The 24,530-nt window shown below is 73.5% G+C and carries 22 protein-coding genes and 1 pseudogene; 12 read left to right on the plus strand and 11 right to left on the minus strand.

What is annotated here, in order from left to right; genetic code table 11:
* Positions 1 to 223: 223 nt before the first annotated feature.
* Positions 224 to 388: pseudogene (locus GGE06_RS44095) on the minus strand (cation-transporting P-type ATPase); the annotation flags it as partial.
* 83 nt (positions 389 to 471) lie between these two features.
* Entirely contained in the window at positions 472 to 1,365 is an 894-nt protein-coding gene (locus tag GGE06_RS23915) for a universal stress protein (RefSeq protein ID WP_184931673.1), read from the minus strand.
* Positions 1,366 to 1,614: 249 nt separating this feature from the next.
* On the opposite strand from GGE06_RS23915, the gene GGE06_RS23920 reads away from it, so the two are divergent.
* Positions 1,615 to 2,238 carry a CBS domain-containing protein gene (locus tag GGE06_RS23920; RefSeq protein ID WP_184931674.1) on the plus strand — a complete coding sequence of 208 codons (624 nt, stop codon included), beginning with the start codon at positions 1,615 to 1,617 and terminating at the stop codon, positions 2,236 to 2,238.
* A gap of 26 nt (positions 2,239 to 2,264) precedes the next feature.
* Positions 2,265 to 3,254: an Acg family FMN-binding oxidoreductase gene (locus GGE06_RS23925; protein WP_312883262.1), complete on the plus strand. Its 990-nt coding sequence runs from the start codon at positions 2,265 to 2,267 to the stop codon at positions 3,252 to 3,254.
* Positions 3,255 to 3,275: 21 nt separating this feature from the next.
* Here GGE06_RS23925 and GGE06_RS23930 read toward each other — a convergent pair whose 3' ends face one another.
* Positions 3,276 to 5,666, minus strand: coding sequence for a glycoside hydrolase family 65 protein (locus GGE06_RS23930; protein ID WP_184931676.1), 2,391 nt, complete (start codon positions 5,664 to 5,666; stop codon positions 3,276 to 3,278).
* Positions 5,663 to 6,436, minus strand: coding sequence for an HAD family hydrolase (locus tag GGE06_RS23935; protein ID WP_116164592.1), 774 nt, complete (start codon positions 6,434 to 6,436; stop codon positions 5,663 to 5,665). The genes GGE06_RS23930 and GGE06_RS23935 overlap by 4 nt, the downstream gene beginning before the upstream one ends.
* Before the next feature lie 135 nt (positions 6,437 to 6,571).
* Between GGE06_RS23935 and GGE06_RS23940 the strand changes: the two genes are divergently transcribed.
* From GGE06_RS23940 to GGE06_RS23950, 3 genes are all read left to right on the plus strand, one after another.
* Positions 6,572 to 8,008 (plus strand): MBL fold metallo-hydrolase RNA specificity domain-containing protein, encoded by a 1,437-nt coding sequence (locus GGE06_RS23940; protein ID WP_116164590.1) that lies wholly within the window; start codon positions 6,572 to 6,574, stop codon positions 8,006 to 8,008.
* 147 nt (positions 8,009 to 8,155) lie between these two features.
* A complete protein-coding gene (locus GGE06_RS23945) occupies positions 8,156 to 8,845 on the plus strand; it encodes a CBS domain-containing protein (RefSeq protein ID WP_116164588.1) in 690 nt (229 codons plus the stop codon).
* A gap of 66 nt (positions 8,846 to 8,911) precedes the next feature.
* Entirely contained in the window at positions 8,912 to 9,565 is a 654-nt protein-coding gene (locus GGE06_RS23950) for a DUF4389 domain-containing protein (RefSeq protein WP_116164586.1), read from the plus strand.
* 57 nt (positions 9,566 to 9,622) lie between these two features.
* Here GGE06_RS23950 and GGE06_RS23955 read toward each other — a convergent pair whose 3' ends face one another.
* From GGE06_RS23955 to GGE06_RS23985, 7 genes are all read right to left on the minus strand, one after another.
* Entirely contained in the window at positions 9,623 to 10,195 is a 573-nt protein-coding gene (locus GGE06_RS23955; RefSeq protein WP_116164584.1) for an Rv1733c family protein, read from the minus strand.
* A gap of 48 nt (positions 10,196 to 10,243) precedes the next feature.
* Positions 10,244 to 10,747 (minus strand): flavodoxin domain-containing protein, encoded by a 504-nt coding sequence (locus tag GGE06_RS23960; protein WP_184931677.1) that lies wholly within the window; start codon positions 10,745 to 10,747, stop codon positions 10,244 to 10,246.
* Positions 10,744 to 11,196: an Hsp20/alpha crystallin family protein gene (locus GGE06_RS23965; RefSeq protein ID WP_116164580.1), complete on the minus strand. Its 453-nt coding sequence runs from the start codon at positions 11,194 to 11,196 to the stop codon at positions 10,744 to 10,746. Before GGE06_RS23965 ends, GGE06_RS23960 begins: the two co-directional genes overlap by 4 nt.
* Before the next feature lie 118 nt (positions 11,197 to 11,314).
* A complete protein-coding gene (locus GGE06_RS23970) occupies positions 11,315 to 12,235 on the minus strand; it encodes a universal stress protein (RefSeq protein ID WP_184931678.1) in 921 nt (306 codons plus the stop codon).
* The gene (locus tag GGE06_RS23975; RefSeq protein ID WP_116164576.1) at positions 12,232 to 13,137 is read right to left on the minus strand and encodes a universal stress protein; all 906 of its coding nucleotides are present in this window, start codon (positions 13,135 to 13,137) and stop codon (positions 12,232 to 12,234) included. Before GGE06_RS23975 ends, GGE06_RS23970 begins: the two co-directional genes overlap by 4 nt.
* Positions 13,138 to 13,364: 227 nt before the next feature.
* The gene (locus tag GGE06_RS23980) at positions 13,365 to 14,060 is read right to left on the minus strand and encodes a helix-turn-helix domain-containing protein (protein WP_116164574.1); all 696 of its coding nucleotides are present in this window, start codon (positions 14,058 to 14,060) and stop codon (positions 13,365 to 13,367) included.
* Positions 14,060 to 14,974, minus strand: a complete 915-nt coding sequence (locus GGE06_RS23985) for a universal stress protein (protein WP_116164572.1) — start codon at positions 14,972 to 14,974, stop codon at positions 14,060 to 14,062. The genes GGE06_RS23980 and GGE06_RS23985 overlap by 1 nt, the downstream gene beginning before the upstream one ends.
* Positions 14,975 to 15,189: 215 nt before the next feature.
* Here GGE06_RS23985 and GGE06_RS23990 point away from each other — a divergent pair, with 215 nt between their 5' ends.
* From GGE06_RS23990 to GGE06_RS24020, 7 genes are all read left to right on the plus strand, one after another.
* A complete protein-coding gene (locus tag GGE06_RS23990) occupies positions 15,190 to 15,870 on the plus strand; it encodes a CBS domain-containing protein (protein WP_184931679.1) in 681 nt (226 codons plus the stop codon).
* A complete protein-coding gene (locus tag GGE06_RS23995) occupies positions 15,867 to 16,694 on the plus strand; it encodes a universal stress protein (RefSeq protein WP_184931680.1) in 828 nt (275 codons plus the stop codon). The genes GGE06_RS23990 and GGE06_RS23995 overlap by 4 nt, the downstream gene beginning before the upstream one ends.
* Positions 16,695 to 16,890: 196 nt before the next feature.
* Positions 16,891 to 18,426, plus strand: a complete 1,536-nt coding sequence (locus tag GGE06_RS24000; RefSeq protein WP_184931681.1) for a glycosyltransferase family 39 protein — start codon at positions 16,891 to 16,893, stop codon at positions 18,424 to 18,426.
* Between the two features lie 314 nt (positions 18,427 to 18,740).
* Complete coding sequence (locus GGE06_RS24005) at positions 18,741 to 19,835, plus strand: UDP-glucuronic acid decarboxylase family protein (protein ID WP_184931682.1); 1,095 nt, start codon at positions 18,741 to 18,743, stop codon at positions 19,833 to 19,835.
* A 129-nt stretch (positions 19,836 to 19,964) separates the two neighbouring features.
* Positions 19,965 to 21,854 (plus strand): glycosyltransferase family 2 protein, encoded by a 1,890-nt coding sequence (locus tag GGE06_RS24010; RefSeq protein ID WP_116164564.1) that lies wholly within the window; start codon positions 19,965 to 19,967, stop codon positions 21,852 to 21,854.
* A gap of 44 nt (positions 21,855 to 21,898) precedes the next feature.
* A complete protein-coding gene (gene galE, locus GGE06_RS24015; RefSeq protein WP_312883263.1) occupies positions 21,899 to 22,921 on the plus strand; it encodes a UDP-glucose 4-epimerase GalE in 1,023 nt (340 codons plus the stop codon).
* A 47-nt stretch (positions 22,922 to 22,968) separates the two neighbouring features.
* Positions 22,969 to 24,453: a UDP-glucose dehydrogenase family protein gene (locus GGE06_RS24020; protein ID WP_184931683.1), complete on the plus strand. Its 1,485-nt coding sequence runs from the start codon at positions 22,969 to 22,971 to the stop codon at positions 24,451 to 24,453.
* Positions 24,454 to 24,530: the final 77 nt, after the last annotated feature.

The raw sequence follows: 24,530 nt of genomic DNA on the forward strand, positions 1-24,530 counted from the left end.
GCGCGCGAACGGCACTCGCCGCGCCCGCTCTCACCGTAGTCGCGATGCCCGGGAGGTTCATCCCGCGGCGGTCCGCCGGAACGCCGTCCGGAGCAGACGTGCCGCGAGGAATCCGCCCGGTGCGCAGGCCAGGGCGAGGCCGATGCCCGATGTTGTCGTAGACCCGCCGGTTCCTCCTCGACGGCGGCGACGACGGTGGGGTTCACTGCGACGACCAGCGCGATCACGATCGCGTCGGGATGGTCGCCGATGGCGGGGTGAGCGCGACGGCGCCGAGCAGCACCACGATCAGCGGGTCGTCCAGCTGTGCCAGGAGGCGGCTGTGGAGCCGTACGGGCTTCCGCGCGGCCGGCTCGTTGGGCCCGGTCTCGGTGAGTCGGCGAGCGGCCTCCTTCTCGGTGGCTCGGTGACTCGGTGAGGCCCGCCGTCTCTCCGGCCGACGCGGTGGCCGAGGCGGTCAGGGCGGGTTCACTACGAGCTCCCGTGTCCGGGGCCGTGCCGGGGGATGAGCTCCACGGGGCAGTGGGCGTGTTGCAGGACGCTGAGCGTGGTCCGCCCGATGGTGGGTCCGAGGTAGCCCGGGGACCGGCGGCCGCCGACGACGAGGAGGTCGGCGTGGTGGGACGCGTCGACGAGCGCACCGGCCGCGCTGTGGCTCTTCTCGCCGTCGGCGTGCACCGTCAGGTCCGGGAAGTCCTCCCGGATGCGGTCGGCGACGTCGGACAGCGGCAGTACGTGGTCCCGGGCGCCCTGTTCCGCGCCGCCGCGCAGCCGGGTCCGGACCCCCGGGGGCACGCTCCAGACGTGCAGGAGCCGTAGGTGGGCCTTGCGCAACGCGGCCTCGTGGGCCGCTGCGACGGCGCAGCCGAGGTCGTCGCCGTCCCGGACCGCCGCGAGGACGACGCCGGAGACCGGGGGCGGGGAGGGTCCGCGCACCACGACCACCGGTCTGATGGCCGCCGCCACGACCTCCAGCCCCACCGAGCCCAGCAGGAGCGAGGAGAACCCGCCGAGGCCCCGGTGGCCGACGACGATCGTTCCGCCGAGGGCGGCGGCACGCCGCAGGGCGTCGGGCGGCGCGCCGTCGCCGAGTTCCGTGACGGGCGTCAGCTCGGGATGTCCGGCGACGACGGCCTCGACGGTCCGGTCGAGCAGCTCCCGGCCGGCGCGGTGCCTCCGGCCGGTCTCCGCCCTGGTGAGGAACCGGGACGCCGCGTCGGTGTCCGTCGCGTGCACGAGGACCAGCCCGCCGCCTCGCAGCGCGGCCTCGTCCGCCGCCCACACGACCGCCGAGCGGGCGGACGGTGATCCGTCCACTCCGACGACGACCCTGCCGGGGCCTGGACGGCCCGGGGTCGCTTCCATGGCCCCTCCTCATCCGCTCCGACGGCACTGGTCCCAGCCTGGCATCGGAGCCCCGACCGGCCGGAGGGCCGCTGGGGCCAAGGCCGGGGCCGAAGGTCCCACCGGGCGGCGGCAGGCCCGGACGGCTCGGCCCCCGCGTCCGTTCGGCCCCCGGCTGTGGACCGTTCGGCCCACGCGGGCCCGGGAGCGGACCGGCGACGGTGGTGGCAAGGGGCCGCGCGGCAGCCCGGCCGAAGAGGAGGCGCGGCGATGAAGCACATGAAAGTCGGCGGCCTGATGACCGACCAAGTGGTCGCGGCCGTCCCCACGGCCTCGTTCAAGGACGTCGCGAAGCTGCTCGCCGAGCACGACATCAGCGGTGTCCCCATCGTGGACGGGGACGACCGGGTGCTGGGCGTCGTCTCCGAGAGCGACCTCCTGGCCCACCGGGAACGGACCGCGCGAGAGCTGATGACCGCGCCGGCCGTCACGGTGCAGGCCGAGCAGTCGGTGGCGGACGCGGCCCGGCTGATGGTGCGTCGCGGGGTGGAGCGCCTTCCGGTCGTCGACGAGGAGGAACGGCTCGTGGGCATCGTGACCCGTCGCGATCTGCTCTGCGTCCACCTCCGGCCCGACATGGAGATAAGGCACCGCATTCGTGAGGACGTCCTCACCGACGTCATGGGTCTGGCCGGCGACGCGGTGGACGTGCGCGTCCTGGACGGCGTCGTGACCCTGGAAGGCCGTCTCCGTCAGCAGAGCCAGGCCCGAGTGCTGGTCGGCCTCGCCGAGCGCGTGGACGGCGTCGTCGCCGTGGTGGACCGGTTGACCGCCCAGGAGGACGGCACCCGGCTCGCACCCGCGGCGCGTACCGCCCTCGGAGCCTTCGAATGATCCACCGCACACAGACGGGACGAACCGTGTCCGCCACCACTCTGACCCGACCGCTCGTGGCCTCGCTGGTCGAGGACGCCGTCACGGCGCCGTCGATGCACAACGCCCAGCCGTGGAAGTTCGTCCACCGGGAGGGCACCGACGCCGTCGAGCTCCACGGCGACCCTTCACGCGAGATGCCGCGGGAGGACCCCGCCCACCGCTCCCTCCACCTCGGTTGCGGCGCCGCCCTGTTCGGACTGCGTGTCGCCGCCGCACACCACGGCCTGGAGGCCGTACCCCGGCTGCTGCCCGACCGGGACGATCCCTGGCACTTCGCCGACGTCCACGTCCGGCAGGCCGCCGACGCGGACGAGGACCTGGCCGTGCTCCGGCCCGCCCTGCGCGAGCGGCACACCAGCCGGTTCCCCTTCACCGGTGAACGGATCCCCGCCGAGATCCTGGACGGTCTCCGTGCCGCCGCACTCCTGGAAGGCTGCCGGCTGGGCGTGCCGGGAGCCTGGCACACCGACGCCGTCATGGACGCCGTACACGCCTCCGAACTGTTCGAAGCCGCGGACGCCTCGGTCCGTGCGGAGATCGCCCGGTGGATCCGCACGGGGGCGCCCGGCGAGGGTCCCGCGACCGAGGGCATCCCCGCGTACGCCTTCGGCCCCCGCCAGTACGACGTGACCTCCCCGATCCGGGACTTCGACTCCCCCCGCCGCGTCTCCGACCGGCCGTCGGCCCGCTTCGAGAAGATCCCGCAGATCGTCCTGCTCGGCACGGTCGAGGACACCCCGCGGGACTGGCTGAAGGCCGGCCAGGCCATGCAGCGGGTGCTGCTCCGCGCCACCCTCGACGGTCTTTCGACCTCGCTCATGTCCCAGCCCCTCGAATGGCCCGAACTCCGCTCCGCCGCGCGGGATCCGCGCTCCGCGACCGGGTACGTCCACATGGTGATCCGCCTCGGATACGGCCCCGCCGGCAGGGCCACGCCCCGCCGGCCCGTGCCCGAGGTGCTCACCTTCGTCTGAGCTCCGGCCCGCGGCCCGCGATCACAGCCGGAACCGGCGCTCCTCCCCCGGTGCGACGGCTAGCCGCCGCTCACCGGGAAGCACCACGGTGAGCGGGCCCTGCGGCGAGGCCGGGACCCGTACGCCCAACCGCCCGGGAAGCACCCGGACGCGCACTCCTCGATGACCGCCGGCGCAGAGGGTGAAGGCGAACCGCGGGAGCTCCCGCAGCGCCACCGGGGCGACCTTCAGCCCCTCCGGGCCCGCTTCGAGACCGGTGATGCCGCGCTCCACGAGGTCGATCGTGCCCGCCATCGCCCCGAGGTGGACGCCCTCGCCGGTGGTCCCTCCCTGGACGTCGGCGACGTCGGCGAGGAGCGCCTCCTCGCAGTACCGCCAGGCGTCGGGGCCCTTCTGCCGGGCCAGTACCCAGCCGTGGACGAGGCTGCTGAGCGTCGAACCGTGGCAGGTGCGCCGCAGGTAGTACGAGACGGTGGCGCGCCAGGTCTCGTCGTCCAGGCGGTAGCCGAGCCGTGCGAAGAGCCCGTACAGCTCCTCGGCCCCGAACAGGTAGCCGAGCATGAGGGTGTCGGCCTGCTTCGACGCCTGGTAGCGGTTGGCGGTGTCGCCCTCGGCCTCCAGGATCCGGTCGAGCCTGCGGATGTCGCCGTACCGGGCCCGGTAGGCTTCCCAGTCGAGCTCCGCCAGGTCTCCGTAGCCCTGGAACTGGCTCACCACGCCCTGGTGGAACGGCACGAACAGACGGCGTGACACGTCCTCCCAGCGGTCGAGTTCCGCGTCGTCGAGGAGCAGTCCCTCCCTCAGTTCCGCCCTTCGGACATCGGGCAGTTCGCCGAGCAGGTCGAGGCCGCGGGCGATCACCCACGCGGCGGTCGCGTTGGTGTAGGCGTTGTCGTCTATGCCGGGGCTCGTCGCGTCGGGATAGGCGTCGTGGTACTCGTCGGGGCCGACGACCCCGGGGATCCGGTAGCGCCGGAGAGACGGGTCGAAAGCCGCGGCGCCGGCCCAGTACCGTGCGATCCCGAGGAGCATCTCGGCACCCGCGGAGTGGAGGAATCCGCGGTCACCGGTGGTCTCCGCGTACCGCCACACGTTGTACGCGACGGCCGAACCCACGTGCCGCTGGAGGCGCGAGTGATCGGGCAACCAGTGGCCGGAGCGCGGGTTGAGGTGCAGCTCCGGTGTCTCCTCCCGGCCCGAACTCGCGCTCTGCCACGGGTACATGGCCCCTGCTGCCCCGGCTCGACGCGCCGCCTCGCACGCGGCCGGCAGACGTCGGTGACGGTAGCCGAGCACGGATCGGGCCACCTCGGGGAAGTGGAGGGAGAGGTAGGGCAGGACGAACAGCTCGTCCCAGAAGACGTGGCCGCGGTAGGCCTCACCGTGCAGGCCGCGCGCGGGGACGCCCACGTCGAGTTCCGCCGTGTGCGGGGAGAGGGTCTGCAGGAGGTGGAAGAGGTGCAGCCGCAGGACGCGGCCCGCCTCGCCGGGGACGTGCAGCTCGCCCTGCTGCCACAGCCGTCGCCACGCCGCCCTGTGGGTGGAGACCAGTCGGGAGAAGGGCGGGGCGTCGGCCGCCTCACCGCAGGCCGCCTGCCGGGGGTCGCCCGCGGGCCGGTCCGTCGTGGTGCGCAGGGCGAGCGTCTTCACGACGGTCACCGAGCGGCGCGGACCGACCGGGAGGCGGTACGTCTGGACGGTGCCGGTCCTCGTCGCGGCCTCGTGTGCGGGACCTGCGGGTCGGGTGACCGTGCGGACGGCCAGGGCGAGGCCGAGGCCGGGGTCGGCGGTGCGGCAGGTGAGCCAGGCCACCCCGTCACGCCCGAACCCGGCCCGGTGGTCGGTGAGGTGCCGTCCCTCGAGGTGCCGGTAGCGCTCCACCCCGGCGTTCACGACCGCGCCGTCGAGGACCGACGCCACCTCGACGGCACCGCTCCAGCCGTACGCGCGGAACACGGTGCACTGCGCGGCGAGCCCCGCGTCCCCCATGTGCACGATCCGGAGATGGCTGACCCGCAGCCCCCGGCCGTGGTCGTCGAGGTAGAGCAGGTGCCGGGTCAGCACTCCCCCGCGCAGGTCGAGCCGGACGTCGCAGTGGCGCAGGTCCTCGGAGTCGGGTGTCAGCCAGTCTCCGGGCGGACCGCCGTCGGGGCGGCACCGGTAGCGCAGCAGCGTCCAGTTGGGGAGGTTGACGAGGTCCTCGTTCTCGACCCGCCGGCCGTCGACGACCGAGGCGCGCCGGTCGTAGCCGCCGGCCAGGTAGGTGCCCGGGTAGTGGGTGGCGTCGGCGGTGCACTCGGGGGCGGAGCCCCGGGTGGCGAAGCGGCCGTTGCCGAGGGTGCAGAGCGCTTCGACCAGTCGTTCGCGGTCCCGTTCGTAGCGGTCGTAGCTCCAGCTCCAGCCGTTCGTCATACGGGCTCGCCCCGCACGCTCCGGGCCAGCGCCGTCAGATCGGTGACCGTGAGGTCGGCGCCCTGGTCACGCAGCGGAGCGGTCATGCTCCCGTCCGGAGTGCGGTCGAGACCGACGACGAGGCCGAATCCCCCGCGCCGCGCCGCCCTGATGCCGGCGAGCGCGTCCTCGACCACCGCGGTGTCCGACGGATCGCTCCCGAGCAGGGCTGCCGCGTGCAGGAAGAGCGCGGGGTCCGGCTTTCCGACGAGGCCGAGCCGGGCGACGTCCTCGCCGTCCACGATCACGGCGAGCGACCCCGCGAGCCCGGAGGCCCTCAACAGGGCCCGGGCGTGCCGTGAGGCCGACACGGCGGCGCAGGTGATCCGGGCCGCGCGCAGGGCGTCGAGCGCCCGGTCGGCGTCGGTGAAGACCGGCACTCCGCGGGCGCCGACCAGATCGCGGAACACCTGTTCCTTGCGGGCGGCGACGGCCCAGACCGTGTCGCAGCCGGGCGGATCCCCCGGGGTCCCCGTCGGGAGCTCGAGACCACGGGCCGCCAGGAAGGCGGCGGCCCCGTCGTGGCGGGACCTGCCGTCGACGAGGTGGCGGTACTCGACCTCCGCGTCGAAGGGCTGCTGCTTGGCGCCGTCGCGCGTCCACGCGGACAGGCAGGCGTCGAACGCGGTCTTCCACGCCGCCGCGTGGACCCGGGCGGAGTCGAGCAGCACACCGTCGGTGTCGAAGACGACCGCCCGCGGCGATCGAAAGCCGGAGTCCTGGCCGCTCACGCTCTCACCCCACTACGCGGTCGCCACGCGCCGCATGAGCCGATCGGCCCCCGGGACGGGCCCCTCGGGCCCCTGCGGCCCGGGCGCCTCCGGTGCGACGGTGGAGTCCGGCCCACACTCCGAAGGAGGGCGGTCATGTCCGAGGCGGCCCCGAACCCCCTGTCTGCCGGTCCCACCGCCCCGCGGCCGGCCCTGCTGAGCTTCCTGGGCGGCGTGGGAACGGTCACCGGCAGCAAGTTCCTCGTCGAGAGCGACCATGCGCGGATCCTCCTCGACTGCGGTCTCTTCCAGGGTTTCGCGAACCTGCGGCGCCGCAACCGGGAGCGGTTCGCCCGGGACGCCGCCGACGTGGACGCCGTGGTCGTCACCCACGCCCATCTGGACCACTGCGGCTATCTGCCCCGCCTGGTCCGCCAGGGCTTCCGCGGACCGGTCCTCGCCAGTGCCCACACCGCCCGGCTCGCCGGGATCGTGCTGCGCGACAGCGCCCGGCTCCAGATGGAGGCCGCCCGGCACGCCGACGAGCACGGCTGGTCCAAGCACCGCCCTGCCAAGCCCCTCTACGACGACTCCGACGTCGAGAAGACGCTGGCGTTCTTCGACCCGGTCCCGGTCGGCGAGGACGTGGAGATCACGTCCGGCACGCGGCTCACCCTCCACCACGGGGGGCACATCCTCGGCTCGGCCTGGGCCCGTCTCGTCCTGGAGGACGGCCACACCCTGGCCGTCTCCGGAGACCTCGGACGGCCCGGACATCCCCTTCTGCTGCCTCCGGAGCCGTTCTCCGGCGCCGACGTGCTGCTCGTGGAGTCGACGTACGGCGACCGCCGCCACGACCAGGAGTCCGCGCGGTCGGAGTTCGCCTCCGCGATCGGGCGGGCCCTCGCCCGGAACGGCACCGTCGTCATCCCCGCCTTCGCCATCGACCGCACCGAGGTCGTCCTGCACGAACTGACCCGGCTGCGCGAGACGGGTGTCCTGCCCCGCTCGGTGCCCGTCTACGTGGACAGCCCCATGGCCCTGGCCGCCCTCGACGTCTACCGCGACGCCGTACGCGAGCGGTCGGCCGGGCTGCGGCCCGAGATACTGGCCGCGGGTGACGCGGCCCTGAGCCCGGAGCCGTTCCTCGCCGCCCGCACGGTCCAGGAGTCCATCGACATCAACAGCGCCCGGGGCCCCGCCGTCATCGTCTCCTCCGCCGGCATGGCCACCGGCGGCCGCGTCCTGCACCACCTGCGCCGGCTCCTGCCGGACCCTCGCAACGCCGTGGTGATCGTCGGCTTCGCCGCCGCCGGCACCCGGGCACGGGACCTCGTCGACGGCGCCCGCGTGCTGAAGATGTTCGGCGAGTACGTGCCCGTGCGCGCCGAGATCGCCGACGTGCCCCACTTCTCCGCGCACGCCGACGCGGACCAGATCGTCGACTGGCTGCGGGCCGCGCCTCCCCCGCACACCACCTACCTCGTCCACGGCGAACCGGCCGCGTCCGCGGCGCTCCGCGACCGCATCGACCACGAGCTCGGCTGGACGGCTGTCGTCCCCCGCTCCGGTGAGGCCGTCCTGGTCCGCTGACCAGGGCCCTTCGGCCCTCCGGGGCTGCCCTGCACGGCCCTCCCGGAACAGGCCGCTGCGCGGGAGCCTGTGGGGGAAGGGCGGCAGGCCGGCCGCTTCCGCGTCGGCGCGGAACCCGTGGCCTGCGCCCGGTGAGGACGCAGCGCCATGAGCACACGACCGTTCACCGTCGCCGACCTGATGACCAGGAAGGTCGTCGCCGTCCTGCCCGGCGCGGACTTCAAGGAGATCGTGACCACGATGGAACGGTGGAGGGTGAGCGCCGTACCGGTCGTCGAGGGGGAGGGCCGTGTCGTCGGCATCGTCTCCGAGGGCGATCTGCTCCTCAAGGAGGAGTTCCAGGACCATCGTCTCGGCCTCATCGAACAGATGCGGCACCTCGATGCCACGGCGAAGGCCGGTTCCCGGCGCGCCCGGGACCTGATGTCGTCGCCCGTCGTGACCGTCGCCCCCGAGGCGTCCCTGTCGCAGGCCGCGCGCCTCATGGCCGCCCACCGCGTCAAGCGTCTGCCGGTCGTCGACGCGAGCGGCGCGATCCAGGGGATCGTCAGCAGGTCCGACCTCCTCAAGGTCTTCCTCCGCCCGGACGAGGACCTCGCCGCCGAGGTCCGCGCCGAGGTCGTCGAGCCCCTGTTCCCCCTGTCCCACCGGCAGGTCGAGGTCCGGGTCGACGCCGGTGTGGTGACCCTGTCCGGCAAGGTCCACGACGGTGGGTCGATCCCGCTGGCGGCACGCCTGACGCGCGCGGTCGAGGGCGTGGTGGACGTGGAGTGCCGCCTCGCGGTCGGCCCGGGACCGGACGGCCCTCCCCTGCCGGGCGGAAACGGACCATCCTGAGAGACGGGGTCCTTCGAGGAGAGCGCACGGCTCCCGGACGACGGACCGTGCGGGGAAGCGACGATCATGGAGACGCGGCACGCCCCCCATCCGCCGGTGTCGGTGACGGCCGACCTCGACGCCCCGCTGTCCCGCTGGCTGTGGCTGGTCAAATGGATCCTGGTCATCCCGCACTGGATCGTGCTGATCTTCCTCTGGATCGCCTTCTTCGTCGTGACGGTGATCGCGTTCTTCGCCATCCTGTTCACCGAGCGCTACCCGCGGGCCCTGTTCGATTTCAACCTCGGCGTCCTCCGGTGGTCGTGGCGCGTGTCGTACTACGCGTACGGCGCCCTCGGCACCGACCGGTATCCGCCCTTCAGCCTGGGACGCGAGCCGGGCTATCCCGCGCGGCTCGACATCGCGTACCCGGATCGGCTCTCGCGCTCGCTCGTCCTGGTCAAGTGGTGGCTGCTCGCCATCCCCCACTACCTGATCCTCGCCTTCCTCACCGGCGGCATGCGCGCGAGCTGGTGGGGAGGAGGCCTGATCACCCTGCTCACGGTCATCGCGGGCTTCGCCCTCGCCTTCACGGAGCGCTATCCGCGCGACCTGTTCGTCCTGATCGTGGGCCTGAACCGCTGGGTTCTGCGCGTCGCCGCGTACGCGAGCCTGATGACGGACGCCTACCCGCCGTTCCGTCTCGACCAGGGCGGCGAGGAGACGGGCGTCGTGCGCTGACGTCACCGCCGTCCCACCGCAGCGGGTGACGCGCGCGTCGACCGGGCGCCGGTCCGGTCAGGAATCGTCGTCGTCCGGGCCGCTTCCCCGGCGGAGCCGGCCGGACCAGACGGGCTCGACCTGCTCCCACTCCCGCTCCCAGGCCGCGAGCCGGTGCGGTCCGATCCTCCGTCGGACGAGGACGACCGCACCGGCCTCCAACGCCGCCACGACACTCGCGACGGAGACGCCGCCCGCGAACGAGGTCATCGCGCGTTCCGACGTACTGCCCGGCGGGCGGGCGGGGCTGCCGGCGTCGTCCACCCAGACCGTCACGGTCTGTCCCTTCGGGGTCCGGGGCGGTACCTGGACGGTTCCCGATCTGCGGACGTTGTCGGGGTACTCCCAGACCGCCGCCGCGACGGACTGCGGCCCGGCATCCTGACGTACGGCGACCGGCGGGTCCTCGGCACGTCCCGTGGTGACCGCCTGCACCTGGTGCCGGTGGGCGGCGCGTTCACGGTCGGCCCGGACTCCGGCGTTCCACACCGTCCCGGCGGCCACGGCGCCGAAGCACAGGGCGACGGCCACGATGACGGTCACGATGACGCGACCGAAACGCCCACGGTCCGCCGGCTCGCTTGGGGTCATGTCGTACCTCCCGGTGGGCTGGCCCGCCGGACGTCTCGACGACGTCGTTCACGGCGTGGTGCCGACCTCCTTTCCGATGTGATGCGCCCATGCCTGGATCCTCGCCGGATCGCGGAAGTCTCCGCCCTTGCCATGGTGGACCATGGACCGGGCGATGCGCCCGGGCGTCTCGGCGGTCACGGCGCCGCCGAAGGTGACGTGCTCGCGCGCGCCGATCTTCTTCATACGACGGGCGACACCGGGCGTCGGCGGAATGTCGTGCTGCTCGGCGGTGCTGTCGACGGGGCCGCTGCTGAAGAACCAGACGGGCCGACGGCGGAGCTGGTCGGCGTTGCGCCGGGCGCACCGACGCGCCTTGCCGTTCCACCGCCCGGCGTACAGGGCGCCGCCGAGAACGACCCCGTCGTAGTCGCTGACGTCCGTGACCTCGTCGGCGGGGAGGACGACGGCGTCGATCCCGTCGCCCCGCAGGGCCTTGCCGATCTCATCGGCGATGCCCGCGGTCGAGCCGTGCCTGCTGCCGTACGCGACCAGGACCCGCTTGGCGTTCATGACCGCTCGCCCCCGGCCTCGTCGCCGGCTCGCCGCACGGGGACGGTCCGTCGGGTCTCGGGCTTCTCCTCGGGCATCGGGACCCGGATGGTGAGGATGCCGTCCTGGTACGAGGCGTCGACGTCGTCAGGGATCGTCACCGGCAGTCGTACCGTTCTGCGGAACGATCCGTAGCGGAACTCCGAGTGCTCCTTGTCCTCCGTGCTCTCGCTGTGCTCGGCGCTCACCGTGACGAGGTCGTCGTCGACGGTGATCGCGATGTCCTCGGGGTCCATTCCGGGCAGTTCGGCTCGGAGCACGTACGCGCTCCCGGCACTGGTGACCTCCACCGGGATGGAGTGCGCGGCGGAGCCGGGGCGCCATCCGGGCAGTCCCGGGAACTCGCGGTCGAACCAGTCGTTGAAGCCGGGGAAGCGGCTGTGCCTGCGTTCCACCTTGTCTCCGGTCATCGTTCTGCTCCTCGTCTGCGTGTTCCGGGGAAGCCGCCGGTCGGGGGCGGATCCGCGGGGGTCTTGCTCCTTCTCCCACCGTGCTGCCCGGCGCCGCGCGCACCCAGTGCCGAGGGGGTCAGTCCTGCGGGGCCGGTCGGTCCGTCGGGGACCGGGACCGGTCGGCCCCGGAAGGGGCGCCGTCCGTCCCTCCCCCGCCGGGAAGGGGCACGGTGATCACGGGGCAGGCGGCGCGGTGCAGCAGGCCGTGGACGGTGGAGCCGAGCCGCATGCCGGAGTGGCCGCCTCGTCCCCTGCGTCCGACGACGACCGCGAGGGCCTCGCGGGAGGCGCGGGTGAGTTCCTCGACGGGATGCCCCCGCATGATCACCTGTTCGATGTCGACGTCCGGGTGGCGCTCGGCGCAACCGGCCACCGATTCGGCGAGCAGCCGGCGGTGTCCGGCCAGGTCCTCGGACTCGTCGCCCCGGGCCGGCAGCGGGCGCGGCCGGACCCAGACCGCCATGAGCCGCGCCTCGCGCAGGCTCGCCTCCGCCGCGGCGAAGGCGACGGCGGCCCGGCAGTCCCTGCTGCCGTCCACGCCGACGACGACCATTGGCGGGTGGACGGCCGTGTGCTCCGGCTCGCGGATCACGACGACCGGGCAGTGCGCACGTGCGGTGAGGGGAACGACCACGGAGCCCTCGCTGAGGACTTCGGCGGCCCTGCCGAGGCGCCGCGAGCCCACCACGGCGAGTGCGGCCCCCCGTGTCCTCTCGTACAGCACGGCGGCTGGGGTCCCGTCGACGAGTTCCGTCGCGGTCCACAGCCCGCTGTGCAGCTCCTGTACGAGGTCTTCGGCGTTGGCGAGCGCCGACTCGGCCCGGACGCGCAGGGAGCTCTGGTGGGCGGTCGCACCGTACGCGAGCCGGTCGCGGCCCGGGGAGACGGCGGCGACCAGGCGCAGCCGGGCACCTCGGCGCCCGCTCTCGTCGGCGGCCCAGACGAGGGCCGGGACGGACAGGTCGCGGGGGTCGATGCCGACCAGGACGTCGCTCATGGCTCCTCTTCCCGGGAGACGAAGGCGGCCGGGACGATCTCCACCGGGCAGTGGGCGTGGTGGATCAGAGCGTGGGCGACGCGGCCGAGGGACGGGCCGACGCCGAGGGGGCGGCGTCCGCGGCCCATCACGAGCAGGTCCGTGTGGGCGCTCGCCTCCGTCAGGATGCCGGGGGTGCTCGTGCCCGTCTCCACGTGGTTCCCGACGATCAACTCGGGGTAGACCTCGCGGACCCGGTCGGCGAGTGCCTTCGTCTCGTGGACGCGCCGACGGGCGATCGCGTCCAGGTCGTCGAGCATGGTGGCCACGCTGCCGATGTGGGTGAGGACGTTCCACACGCTCACGATGCGCAGCGCCGCCTTGCGCGCGTCGGCTTCCGCCGCGGCGAGCAGCAGCCAGTCCAGGTCGGCGGCCTCGCGCACGGCAGCCGTCACGGAGCCCGTCCGGGGCCGGTCGTCCTCCCCTCGTACGACGACCACGGGCACCTCGGCGTGCGCCGCGACGCCCAGTCCGACGGAGCCGAGCATGAGGGCGGAGAAGCCTCCGAGGCCCCGGTTGCCCACCACGATCGTCCCCCGGTCGCCGGCGGCCTCCCGTAGACCCGACACGGCTTCCTTGCGGCCGAGCTCCCTGGTCACGGCGAGGTCCGGATGGCGCTCGTGGACCGCTTCGGCCGTCCTGATCAGCAGGTCGCGGCCCGCCTCGCGCACCGCCTGCATCGTCTCGGCGTTGGACCAGTACGCGCGCCGGTCGGTGTCGGCGGCGTGCACGAGCCGCAGGTGACGGCCCCGGCGGTCCGCCTCGGCGGCGGCCCAGAGCACGGCCGTGTGCGCGGAGGGGGACCCGTCGACTCCTACGACCACGTCGCCGAGCTCCGGCCGGACGGAGTTCTCGCTGGTCATGGTTCCTCCTCCGGAGTACGCCCCGGACACCGGCGACGGCGTCCCGGGAGCGACACCTCCCACGCTGGCATCGTGGTGGTCCTTCCAGGATGGGCCGTTCGGTCCCCGATCGAGACGTCGTCGGCGCGGCCCGGATGCCCGTCACCCTGGTGCGCGCGGAGAGCGGGCGGTCGGCGCGGTCGCACACCGGGATCGTCGTGGGTGCCGACGTCCACGAGCCGGGCGGCTCAGGGCTCCGGACCGGACGGTGTGCCGGGCGCGCCCGGCGTCAGGATGCGCCGTCCGGACACCCGGCGCGGGGACAGCAGCACGACGGAGTCCCGCTCGGCGCCGGCCCACGGCGTCGAGTACACCGCGTTCTTCAGCCTCCGGGCGGCGTCCTGGTCCGGCACCTCGCGTACGGGGCCGACGAGAAGGACGCTCCACCCCTGGCTGAAGGCCTCGTCCACGTGGTCCTCCTCGAACGCGATCTCCGCGCCGGAGGCCGCCGCCCGCGCCAGTGGCGTGTGCTCCGCGGTCACGAAGAGGATCTCCCTGCCCACGACCTGGTAGTTCAAGGGGAAGATCTCGGGCCCGTCGTCCCCGGTGACGGCGACGCGGCCGACGCCGTGGTCGTCGAGCAGAGCCCAGCACTCCGCCTCGTCGATCTCGTGCATCCGGGCGCCACGGCCGGCCCGGGCTGTTCCGGGAGCGACCTCCGCGGTGTACCCCGTCAGGTCCTGGACGGTCGTCTCCAGAGCGTTCGCGAGCCGGACGAGGAACTCGATCCCGGGGCTGGGCAGCTGCTGCTCCAGGACGCCGATGTAGCCGGGCGTCGATCCGGCCCGCGCCGCCACCTCCTCGCGAGAGAGGCCGAGACGCGTGCGCCGTGCCTCGACGCGCCGGCCGAGGTCGCTCATGTGGTGCCGGTCGATGGGGGTCATCACCCGTCTCCTTCCGAAGCGGCGGGGTCGTGCCGTGGGACGACGGCGACCGGGCACGAGGCGTGGTGCAGAGCGCGGTGCGCGACCCTGCCGAGCTCCAGGCCGACCAGGCGGCCCTGGCGTCGCGCCCCGACGACCAGCAGGTCGGCGGCGGCGGAGCGCTCGGTCAGCACGCGGTGCGCGGGACCTTCGACGGTGCTTCTGCGCAGCCGGACCCGGGGGTACGCGCGCGCCACCGGTTCCAGGGCTTCGTCGAGGAGCCGCACGGCTCGTCGCTCGAGGGCCGAGCCGGGCTCACCCGTCAGGAGCTGGTGGTCCACCGGTTCGTGGGCGGCTCGTCGCCAGGTGCTGACGACGTCGAGTTCCGCGTCCCGTGCCGCCGCCTCGCGGAAGGCGAACCGCACGGCCGGCGCGTCCACCTCGTGGTCGCCGACGCCCAGCAGGACCCGCTGATGGCGCGCCTCCAGGGCATGCCGGTCCCCACGGACGACGACGACCGGACCGGGGGCGCGGGCCGCCACGACGAGGCCGACGGATCCCAGCAGGAGGTCCTTCAGCTCTCCCCGCCCGCGCGACCCGACGACCAGGACCATGGCCCCCTGTGCCTCGTGGAGCAGCGCACCCGATGCGTCCTCGGCGAGCACGTCCGTGGCGAGGGCGAGCCCGGGTGCGCGCCGCCGGGCCCGGTCCGCGGCCGTGCCGACGATGTTCTCGGCGAGGACCTGACCCGAGGGCCGGTCCGTGCTCCTGGCCGGCGCGACGCCTTCGTACCGCTCCCAGAGCGAGGCGTGGACGATGCGCAGCGGCGCTCCGTGCCGTACCGCTTCGTCGACCGCCCAGTCCAAGGCCGTGAGACCGGCGTCGGACCCGTCGACGCCCACGACCACGGGACCTGCCACCGAGGGTGATGCCATCGTCCCCACCGCCTTCCGCGTACGAAGTGGGTCCTTGCCACGCCGGCACCGGGGCGCGGTGCCGGGCAGGCCCGTCTCCTCCATGGTGCGGGCGAGCGGGTCTGCCCCGTAGGGGCCAACGGTCCCGGAAGGGGACCGTTCGGCACTCCTTCCGGGGAGAGCCCGCGCCGCAGGGTGGACAGCACGGGGCCACCCCTCCCGAGAAGGAGCGCGTGATGCGTCACCGAAAGATCGGCGAGCTGATGACCCGCGAGGTGGTGGGCGTCGGCGGCGACGCGCCCTTCAAGGAGATCGTGCGGATCCTGTCGCAGCACCGTGTCACCGCGGTTCCGGTGGTGGACGGCGAGAACCGGGCGATCGGGGTCGTCTCGGAGGGCGATCTGCTCCGCGAGGCCGCCGACCGGGCCGCCGCACCGGGAGACGGGCCGGCCGTGCCGGGGCTCGAGGCGTGGGAGCGGGCGAAGGCCGAGGGCACGCGCGCGGAGGAGTCGATGTCGGCGCCCCCGGTGTGCGCCCGTCCCGACTGGACCGCGGTGGAGGCGGCGCGTCTGATGGAGGTGCAGGAGGTCAAGCGGCTCGTCGTCGTCGACGAAGCGGATCGGCTGGTCGGCATCGTGAGCCGCAGGGACCTGTTGGGGATCTTCCTCCGGGAGGACGAGGACATCAGCCGCGAGATCACCGAGGACATCCTCACCGGAACCCTCGGCCTGGACCCCGCCGGTCTGTCCGTCGAAGTGCGCGACGGCCGGGTGGAGCTCAGCGGCGAGGTCCCGTACCGGGGCATGATCCCCGCGATGGAACGCAGGTGCGCGATGGTCGACGGAGTCGTGTCGGTCTCCCGCACCCGGCTCCGCCACGAGAAGGACGACACCCGATCGGGAGGTGGACGGTCATGACACAGGGCGTCGTGGTCGGCATCGACGGTACGAAGCAGGCGGAGGCCGCCGCCGCGTGGGCGGCGGACGAGGCCGTCCTGCGCGGCACCGGGCTGCGTCTGGTGCACGCGAGGGAGCCTTGGCCGGAGTCGGACGAGCCGTGGGCCGAGCAGCTTCTCGCCCGGACCGCCGACGGACTCCGCGCACGGCACCCGGGCCTTTCGGTGACCGTCGGTCTCATCCCCTCGGGTCCGGTCCCGGGCCTCGTGGCAGCGGCCGAGGAGGGCACGCTCCTGGTCCTGGGGTCGCGTGCCCTGGGCAGCGTCGCCGGCTATCTGATGGGCTCGGTCGGCCTGTCCGTGGCCGGTGTCGTCGAACGGCCCGTCGTCCTCGTGCGCGACCACGGCGACGTCTCGCCGCGCGGCTCCGTCACGGTCGGGGTCGACGCGCAGCAACCCGAGGACGCCGCCCTGCAGTTCGCGTTCGAGGAGGCCGAACGACGGCTCGGCTCCGTCCACGTCGTCTACGCCCAGCAGCTCCCGTCGTACGGCACGCTCGGACCGGCCATGGTGTCGGACGTCCGGCTCGCCGTGGCCCCCGAGATCGAGCGCTCCCTCGACGACCTCCTCGAACCGTGGCGGACCAAGCATCCCGACGTGACGGCCACCGCCCGCGTGACGATCGGATCGGCCGGCCTCGAACTGGTGCGGGCCTCCGGCGACAGCGCCCTCATGGTCGTCGGCCGGCGCACCCGGCGCTCGGTCCTGGGCGCGCGTCTCGGCAGCGTGGCCCACGCGGTGCTCCATCACAGCCGCGCCCCGGTCGCCGTCGTCCCCCACGACTGACCCCGCGAGGGGCCGGCGCTCAGCCGCCGGAGGACGTCGACCGCGTACGTCAGTCGCTCGGTGCCCGCGGGGCGGTCCGTACGAACCTTGTGCAGCTCCCCCTCCAGCTCCAGCTCCAGCTCCGTTGAGGTGACAGAGCGTTCACCCGACAGGGTTGAACTGGGGCAAATGCGTCTGAAACACCTAAGGTCCGTGCATGCACACGGCGAACTCCCCCGTCAGCAACGCCCCGCCCCGGTACGTCCCGGACAGTGACCGCACACCTCCGCCCGCCGTCCCGCCGAGCCGCCTCGCCACCGCGGGCGCGGTCCTCGCGCCCGCCGCCGTCATGCTCGGCATCGCGCTGTGGGGCCTGAACCGCGGCACGATGTGGCGCGACGAGTCCGCGACGTTCCAGATCGCCCGGCGCTCGGTGCCGGACATCTGGCGTCTCCTCGGCGAGCTCGACGCCGTCCACGGCCTCTACTACCTCCTGATGCACGCCGTCCTCGCCGTCCGGGCCGACGAGGTGATGCTGCGGCTCCCGTCGGCGCTCGGCGCGGCGTGCTCCGCAGGACTGGTCGCCGCGATCGGCTGCCGGCTGGCCCGCCCCCGGGTGGGCCTGTGGGCCGGACTGCTGTACGCGGCCACCCCGTTCACCTCCTTCTACGCACAGGAGGGCCGCTCGTACGCCCTCGTGGCGGCCGGTGCGGCGCTCGCCACCTGGTGCCTGGTGAGCGCCGTCGAGCACGACTCGGCCGGACGCTGGGCCGGGTACGCGGCCGCCGTCGCCGGCACGGCCCTGCTGCACGAGTTCGCCCTGCTGATGCTGGTCGCCCACGGGGCCACGGTGCTGGCGGCCAGGTCCCGTCCCGGGACCTGGCGGCGGTGGGCGGCGGCCGCGGGCGCGGCGGTCGTACCGCTGGTGCCGCTCGCGCTGGTCTCCTCGCGCCAGGGCGGTCAGACCTCGTGGATCCAGGAGCCCGGAGTGGAGGAACTGAGGCTGCTCGCCCTGCAGTTCGCCGGCCCGGACGTCCGGGTGCTGACGGTAGCGGCGCTGCTCGCCGGGCTCGCCGCGCTGTCACCTCTGCGGCGCACCGGCCGTGTCGGCCTGACCGCGGTGGCGCTGCCGCTCGTCGCCCTGCCGGTGGCGGTGCTGTTCGCGGTCTCGCTCGTGAAGCCGCTGTTCGTCGACCGCTACCTGCTGTTCGCGTTCGCCGGATTCCCGCTGCTGGTCGCCGCGGGCCTGGAACGCCTCCTGGGCACGCTGCGCTCCGCGCCCTGGCGGCCGGTGGTGACGGCGGCCGGCGTCGTGGCGGTCGCGGCCGCGTTCTGGTGCCAGCTCCCGTTCCAGGAGCAGGAGCGCGGCAAGAACGGCCGCACCGACGACCTCCGGGAGGTCGCCGCGTACGTGGCCGCGCAGACGCGTCCGAACGACGCGGTGCTGTTCGTCCCCTCGTACCAGCGGCACATCTTCCTCACCTACGACCGGGAATTCGCCGGCCGCCGCGACATCGCCCTCAAGGCGGGCGCGGCCGCGTCGGGAACGTTCTACGGCCAGGAATTCGACGCGGCCCGGATCGGAGCGCGCATCGGCGCGGAACGGCGGGTCTGGGTGGTGGCCTGGCCGAGCGCCTGGAGCGAGCAGTGGTTCGACGAGGACCCGAAGATCATCGCCCTGCGCAGGGGGTTCGAACTCACCCGCAGCACGCGACTGAAGAGCGGCCTGGTGCAGTTGTACGTACGGGAGTGAGCCGGTGGCCGCGCGCGGCCGGCCTCCGGGCGCGCGCAGCCCGCACTCACACGTGCGGGTGACGGTGACCCGCAGGCCGTACGGCAGCGACCGCCCGGGAACTGGGGGACTTCCCCGGGAGGCGGCCACCGAAGGGATCGGCCGAACAGCCGAGCCACCGGAATCGCCTCCGAACAATGCGTATGTACGGCCATACCCTTTTCCTTACTTTTCCCGAGAATGCTGTGTTCATCAGCTCGTCCGATCAGCATTTCTCCGGCCGTCACGCCAGCGGGGCGTGAGACCGTTTCCGCTTCTCATTCCTGGAGAAACACATGCGCGTGGCCGTGACCGGTGGCGGTGGTTTCCTTGGGTCACATCTCTGCGAAGCGCTCTTGCGGCGCGGTGACTCGGTGGTGTGCCTGGACGACTTCTCGACGGGCGATCCCGAGAACATCGCTCCGCTCCTCTCCCACCCGGGCTTCGCCTTCCAGCACGCCGACGTGAGCGTGTCGGCGGAGGTCGCCGGCCGCGTCGACGCCGTGGCCCATCTCGCGTCCCCCGCCTCGCCGCCCGACTACCTGCGCCGGCCGCTGGAGACCCTCAGGGTCGGCAGCCGCGGCACGGAGAACGCCCTGCGCCTCGCCCTGCGCCACGACGCGCGTTTCATTCTCGCGTCGACCAGCGAGATCTACGGCGATCCGCTGGTCCATCCGCAGGAGGAGGCGTACTGGGGCAACGTGAATTCCATCGGCCCGCGCAGCGTCTACGACGAAGCGAAACGTTACGCCGAGGCGGTCTCCGCGGCGTACCGCCGTACCCACGGCCTCAACGTCGGCATCGCGCGCATCTTCAACACCTACGGGCCGCGGATGCGCCCGCACGACGGGCGGGTGGTGTCCAGCTTCATCACCCAGGCCCTCACCGGTGAACCCCTGACGATCTACGGCGACGGCAAGCAGACCCGCAGCTTCTGTTACGTCGACGACCTGGTCCGCGGTCTCCTGGCGCTCCTCGACTCCTCCGAGATGGGCCCGTTCAACCTGGGCAACCCGGTCGAACGGACCGTCACCGAGCTCGCCGAGGCGGTCCTGGCCATGACCGGGTCGCCCTCCGAGGTGAAGCACCACCCGCTGCCGGTCGACGATCCGGTCCGCCGCCGTCCGGTGATCACCCGAGCCCGGGAGGTACTGGGCTGGGAGCCGGAGATCGACATCACCGAGGGCCTGCGCAGGACCGTCGCGTACTTCGCCGCCCGGCCGGACCGGCTCGGCGCCTCGGCCGCGGCGATCCGCGGCGACCAGGACGAGACGGTGCCGCTGACCGCGGTGACCGGCGCCGCCACGGCGACGCAGACGATCCCCGGCCCGGCGGCCGAGACCACCGGTGCGACGCCCGCGACGGCCGGTCCGTCCGGCTCGGGCGGCTGATCTGCGCGACGCCCGCGCCTCCCCCGCCGCACCGTCCAGGGGCCTCCCGCCCTTCCGCCGCCGGCTCTTTCCTCCCGCCTCCTCCGTATCCCACGGCCCGCTCACGCACCGCCTGGAGAACTCGCTGCCATGACGTCGTTGGAGCAAGGTCCCGCCCTCGCCACCGGGACCGTCCCGGATCCCCCACTCCTCTCCCCCGTCCCCGGCTCCCCGGAGGAATGGGAGGCGCTGGGTGCGGAGATCCGAACCCTGTCCGGCGGCTCCGTGGCCTCCATCGGCCCGGACGGCCCGGTCCTCGCCGGGCCGCCGCGCCGGCTCGACACGCTCCCGTCGAGCTTCGTACGCGCCTTCTCGCGCTTCGACCGCTTCCTCGTCGTCCTGCTGTCCCTCGGCTGGGTGGCCTGCCTGGTCTGGTTCTGGGCCTGGTGGCTCCAGCCGTCGCACCGCATCGGCTGGCTCGGCCTCGTCGTCAACAGCACCCTGCTGCTCTATCTGACCTACCTGCCGGTGCACTTCCTCGTCGCGCTGATCCGGATGCGCCGCTTCGATCCGGCCGTCGGCGTGCCGGCGCTCCACACCGCGTTCGTGGTCACCCGCGCCCCTTCCGAGAGCTGGGACATCGCCCGCACCACCCTGGAGGCGATGCTCGCCCAGGACTTCCCCTACTACTACGACGTGTGGCTGTGCGACGAGGACCCGACCGAGGAGATCCTCGACTGGTGCGAGGGCCACGGCGTCCACGTCTCCTGCCGGCGCGGCCGCGCCGACTACCACCGGGCCGAGTGGCCGCGTCGCACCCGCTGCAAGGAGGGCAACCTCGCCTTCTTCTACGACCACTGGGGATACGCCCATTACGACGTGGTCGCCCAGCTCGACTGCGACCACGTGCCCGGCCCCCGGTACCTCGCCGAGGTCGTGCGCCCCTTCGCCGACCCGGCCATCGGTTACGTCGCGGCTCCCAGCGTGTGCGACTCCAACGCCGCCGAGTCCTGGGCGGCCCGCGGCCGGCTGCAGCGCGAGGCCATGTTCCACGGGCCCGTGCAGCTGGGCCACTCGGCCGGTCTGGCGCCCGTGTGCATCGGCTCCCACTACGCCGTCCGCACCCAGGCCCTGCGGGACATCGGCGGCCTCGGACCCGAGCTCGCCGAGGACTTCTCGACCACGTTCCTGCTCAACTCGGCCGGCTGGCACGGCGCGTTCGCGATCGACGCGGAGGCGCACGGCGAAGGACCGCTCACCTTCGGCGCGATGATCACGCAGGAGTTCCAGTGGTCCCGCAGCCTCGCGGTGATGCTCCTGGGGATGCTGCCCCGCCACCTCGGCCGGATGCCGCTCAAGCTGCGCGTGCGCTTCGCCACGGCGCTGATGTTCTACCCGCTGCTCGCCGCGGCCACCGTCATGGGCATCGCGCTGCCGCCGATCGCCGCGATCACCGGCGTGCCCTGGATCAACGTCAACTACGGGGAGTTCCTGGCGCACTTCTGGAGCATGTCCGTCTGGCTGATCCTGCTGACACTGCTCTGCCGCCGCCGCGGGCTGCTGCGCCCCCGGGACTCCGCCGTCCTCAGCTGGGAGATCTGGCTGTTCGGCCTGTCCCGTTGGCCCTACGTGGCCTGGGGCGTGCTCGCCGCGGTGCTGCAGAAGCTGCGGCCCCGTCAGATCACCTTCAAGGTCACCCCGAAGAAGCGCGACGGCCTGGAGCCGCTCCCGCTGCGCACCGTCGCCCCGTACCTGCTGATCACCACGGTCCTGTCGGGCTCGGCGCTCGTCGGCCAGTTCACCGGCCCCGCCGTGGGCTACGTCTTCCTCTGCCTGCTCGGCGCCGCCTCGTACGCCATGGTGACCCTCGCGATCGGCGTGCTGCACGTCAAGGAGACCGCCCGCGCCACCGGCGTCTCCGCCTTCCGGGCACTGCGCACGGCCGCGCTGCCGCTCTCCTGCGGCCTGCTGTGCGCGGTTCCCCTGGCGCTCGCGGTCTCCGTCTTCCCCACCTATCTCACCGGCTACTACGCCTGGTGACGACCCGGCCGGCCCGCACGGCCGGCCGAGAAATGAGGTTCCCCGTGCCCCGTACGGTCCTTGTCACCGGCGGCGCCGGTTTCATCGGCAGCCACACCTGCGTCGAGCTGCTCGCGTCCGGCCACGAGGTCGTCGTCCTCGACGACCACTCCAACAGCTCCCCCGAGGCCCTCGAACGCGTCGCCAAGATCGCGGGCCGCCCGATCGCGGCGGCCCATGTCGGGGACGTACGCGACCGCCGGGCCCTGGACGCCGTCTTCACCGCGCACCCGATCGACGCGGTGATCCACTTCGCCGCGAAGAAGGCCGTCGGCGAGTCGGTGCAGATCCCGCTCACGTACTACGACATCAACGTCGGCGGCACCACGGCCCTGATCGCGGCCATGCACGACCACGGGGTGCACCGGCTGGTGTTCTCGTCGTCCTGCTCGGTCTACGGCGACACGACGACCGTCCCGCTGACCGAGGCGTCCCCGGCCGCGCCGACGAACCCGTACGCCACCGGCAAATGGACCTGCGAGCGGATCCTGGCGGACGTCTGCCGGCACGTGCCCGAGCTGCGGGTCCTGGCCCTGCGGTACTTCAACCCGGCCGGTGCCCACCCCACCGGGCTGCTCGGCGAGGACCCGCACGGCGTGCCCGGCAACATCATGCCGTACCTCACCCAGATCGCCGTGGGCCGCCGGGAGGAGCTGAGCGTCTTCGGCGACGACTACCCGACGCCCGACGGCACCGGGATCCGCGACTACATCCACGTCGTCGACGTCGCCGAGGGGCACCGCGTGGCCCTCGACCACATCGACGACGAACCCGGCATGCGGATCCTCAACCTCGGTACCGGGCGCGGCGCGTCGGTCCTGGAACTCGTGCGCGCTTTCCAGGAGGTGTCCGGCCGGACGATCCCGTACCGCGTCACCGGGCGCCGCCCCGGCGACGTCGCGGAGCTCGTCGCCGATCCCTCGAAGGTCGCCGCGGCCTGGGGCTGGACCGCCCGCCACGACCTGACCGCGATGTGCCGCGACGCCTGGAACTTCCAGCAGCAGAACCCGTACGGCTACGCCCCCTGATCCTCCCCTCCCCCTCACCTCCCCACGCGCAGACAGGAGCACAACGCATGCGGTTGACCGTCATCGGTACGGGATATCTGGGAGCCGTGCACGCCGCTTGCATGGCCGAGATCGGACACGACGTCCTCGGGGTGGACGTCGACCCCGAGAAGGTGGCCGACCTCGCCGAAGGCCGGCCCCCCTTCTACGAGCCGGGATTCGAGGACGTCCTGACCCGGGCGCTCGACTCCGGCCGGCTGCGCTTCACCACCGATCTGCGGGAGGCGGCGGCGCACGGCGAGGTCCACTTCATCTGCGTCGGCACCCCGCAGCGGGCCGGCTCCCGGGCCGCCGACCTGCGGTACGTGGACGCCGTCGTCGACGGGCTGGCCCCGAACCTGTCCGCGCCCTGTCTGCTCGTCGGCAAGTCCACGGTCCCCGTGGGCACGACCGCCCGGCTGGCCGCCCGCGTCGCGCGGCTCGCGCCTCCGGGCGCGCGCGTGGAGCTCGCCTGGAACCCCGAGTTCCTGCGCGAGGGCTTCGCCGTCGACGACACGCTGCGGCCGGACCGGATCGTCACCGGTGTGACCGGCAAGGCGGCGGACGAGACGCTGCGCCGCGTGTACGCCCCGATGCTGGCGGCGGGCGTCCCGTACCTCGTCACCGACCCGAACACGGCGGAGCTGGTCAAGTCCGCGGCCAACGCCTTCCTGGCCACGAAGATCTCCTTCATCAACGCGATGGCCGAGGTCTGCGACGCCACCGGCGCGGACGTCGCCACCCTCGCCGACGCGATCGGCCACGACACCCGGATCGGCCGGCAGTTCCTGAACGCGGGGCTCGGCTTCGGCGGCGGCTGCTTGCCCAAGGACATCCGGGCGTTCACCGCCCGCGCCCAGGAGCTCGGCGTCGGACCCGCGGTGGCGTTCCTCGGCCAGGTCGACGAGATCAACCAGCGGCAGCGGAGCCGGACCGTCGCGCTCGCCGGGCGACTGCTCGGCGGCGACCTCACGGGCCGGCGGGTCACGGTGCTGGGCGCCACGTTCAAGCCGAACAGCGACGACGTACGGGACTCGCCGGCGCTGGCCGTCGCGGTGGAGCTGCACCGGCAGGGCGCGCGGGTCCGGGTCCACGACCCCGAGGGCGCGGCGAAGGCCGTGCTCGCTCATCCGGAACTGCGCTGCGGAGCGGATCTGCTGACGGCGTGCCAGGGCGCCGAGCTCGTGCTGCACCTCACCGAGTGGAGCGAGTACCGCGAGCTGGATCCGGTCAAGCTGGCCCGCGTGGTCCGTACCCCGCTGCTGATCGACGGGCGCAACGCGCTCCCGCACGACGCGTGGCGCGCGGCCGGCTGGACCGTGAAGGCGCTGGGCCGTCCGGCACCGCCGCCGGAGGGGCCGGGGCAGGCCGGCGACCGGGCCGTGGAGGCCCTGCGCACCCTCATCGCGTCCCCGGCGGCGTCCGCTGCGCAGGTGTCCGGAGTGCCGTCCCCCGCGCTTCCCGTCAGCCCGGTCAGCCCGGTGGGCGGCGTCAGCCCCGTCAGCGGGACGTAGCGAGCCGGCGGTGACCAGCGGCGCTGCCCGGACCGGTCTCGACCGGTCCGGGCAGCGCCGCACAGTACCGGGGCCGG

The sequence above is a fragment of the Streptomyces nymphaeiformis genome, assembly GCF_014203895.1.
In the GTDB taxonomy this organism is placed as follows: domain Bacteria; phylum Actinomycetota; class Actinomycetes; order Streptomycetales; family Streptomycetaceae; genus Streptomyces; species Streptomyces nymphaeiformis.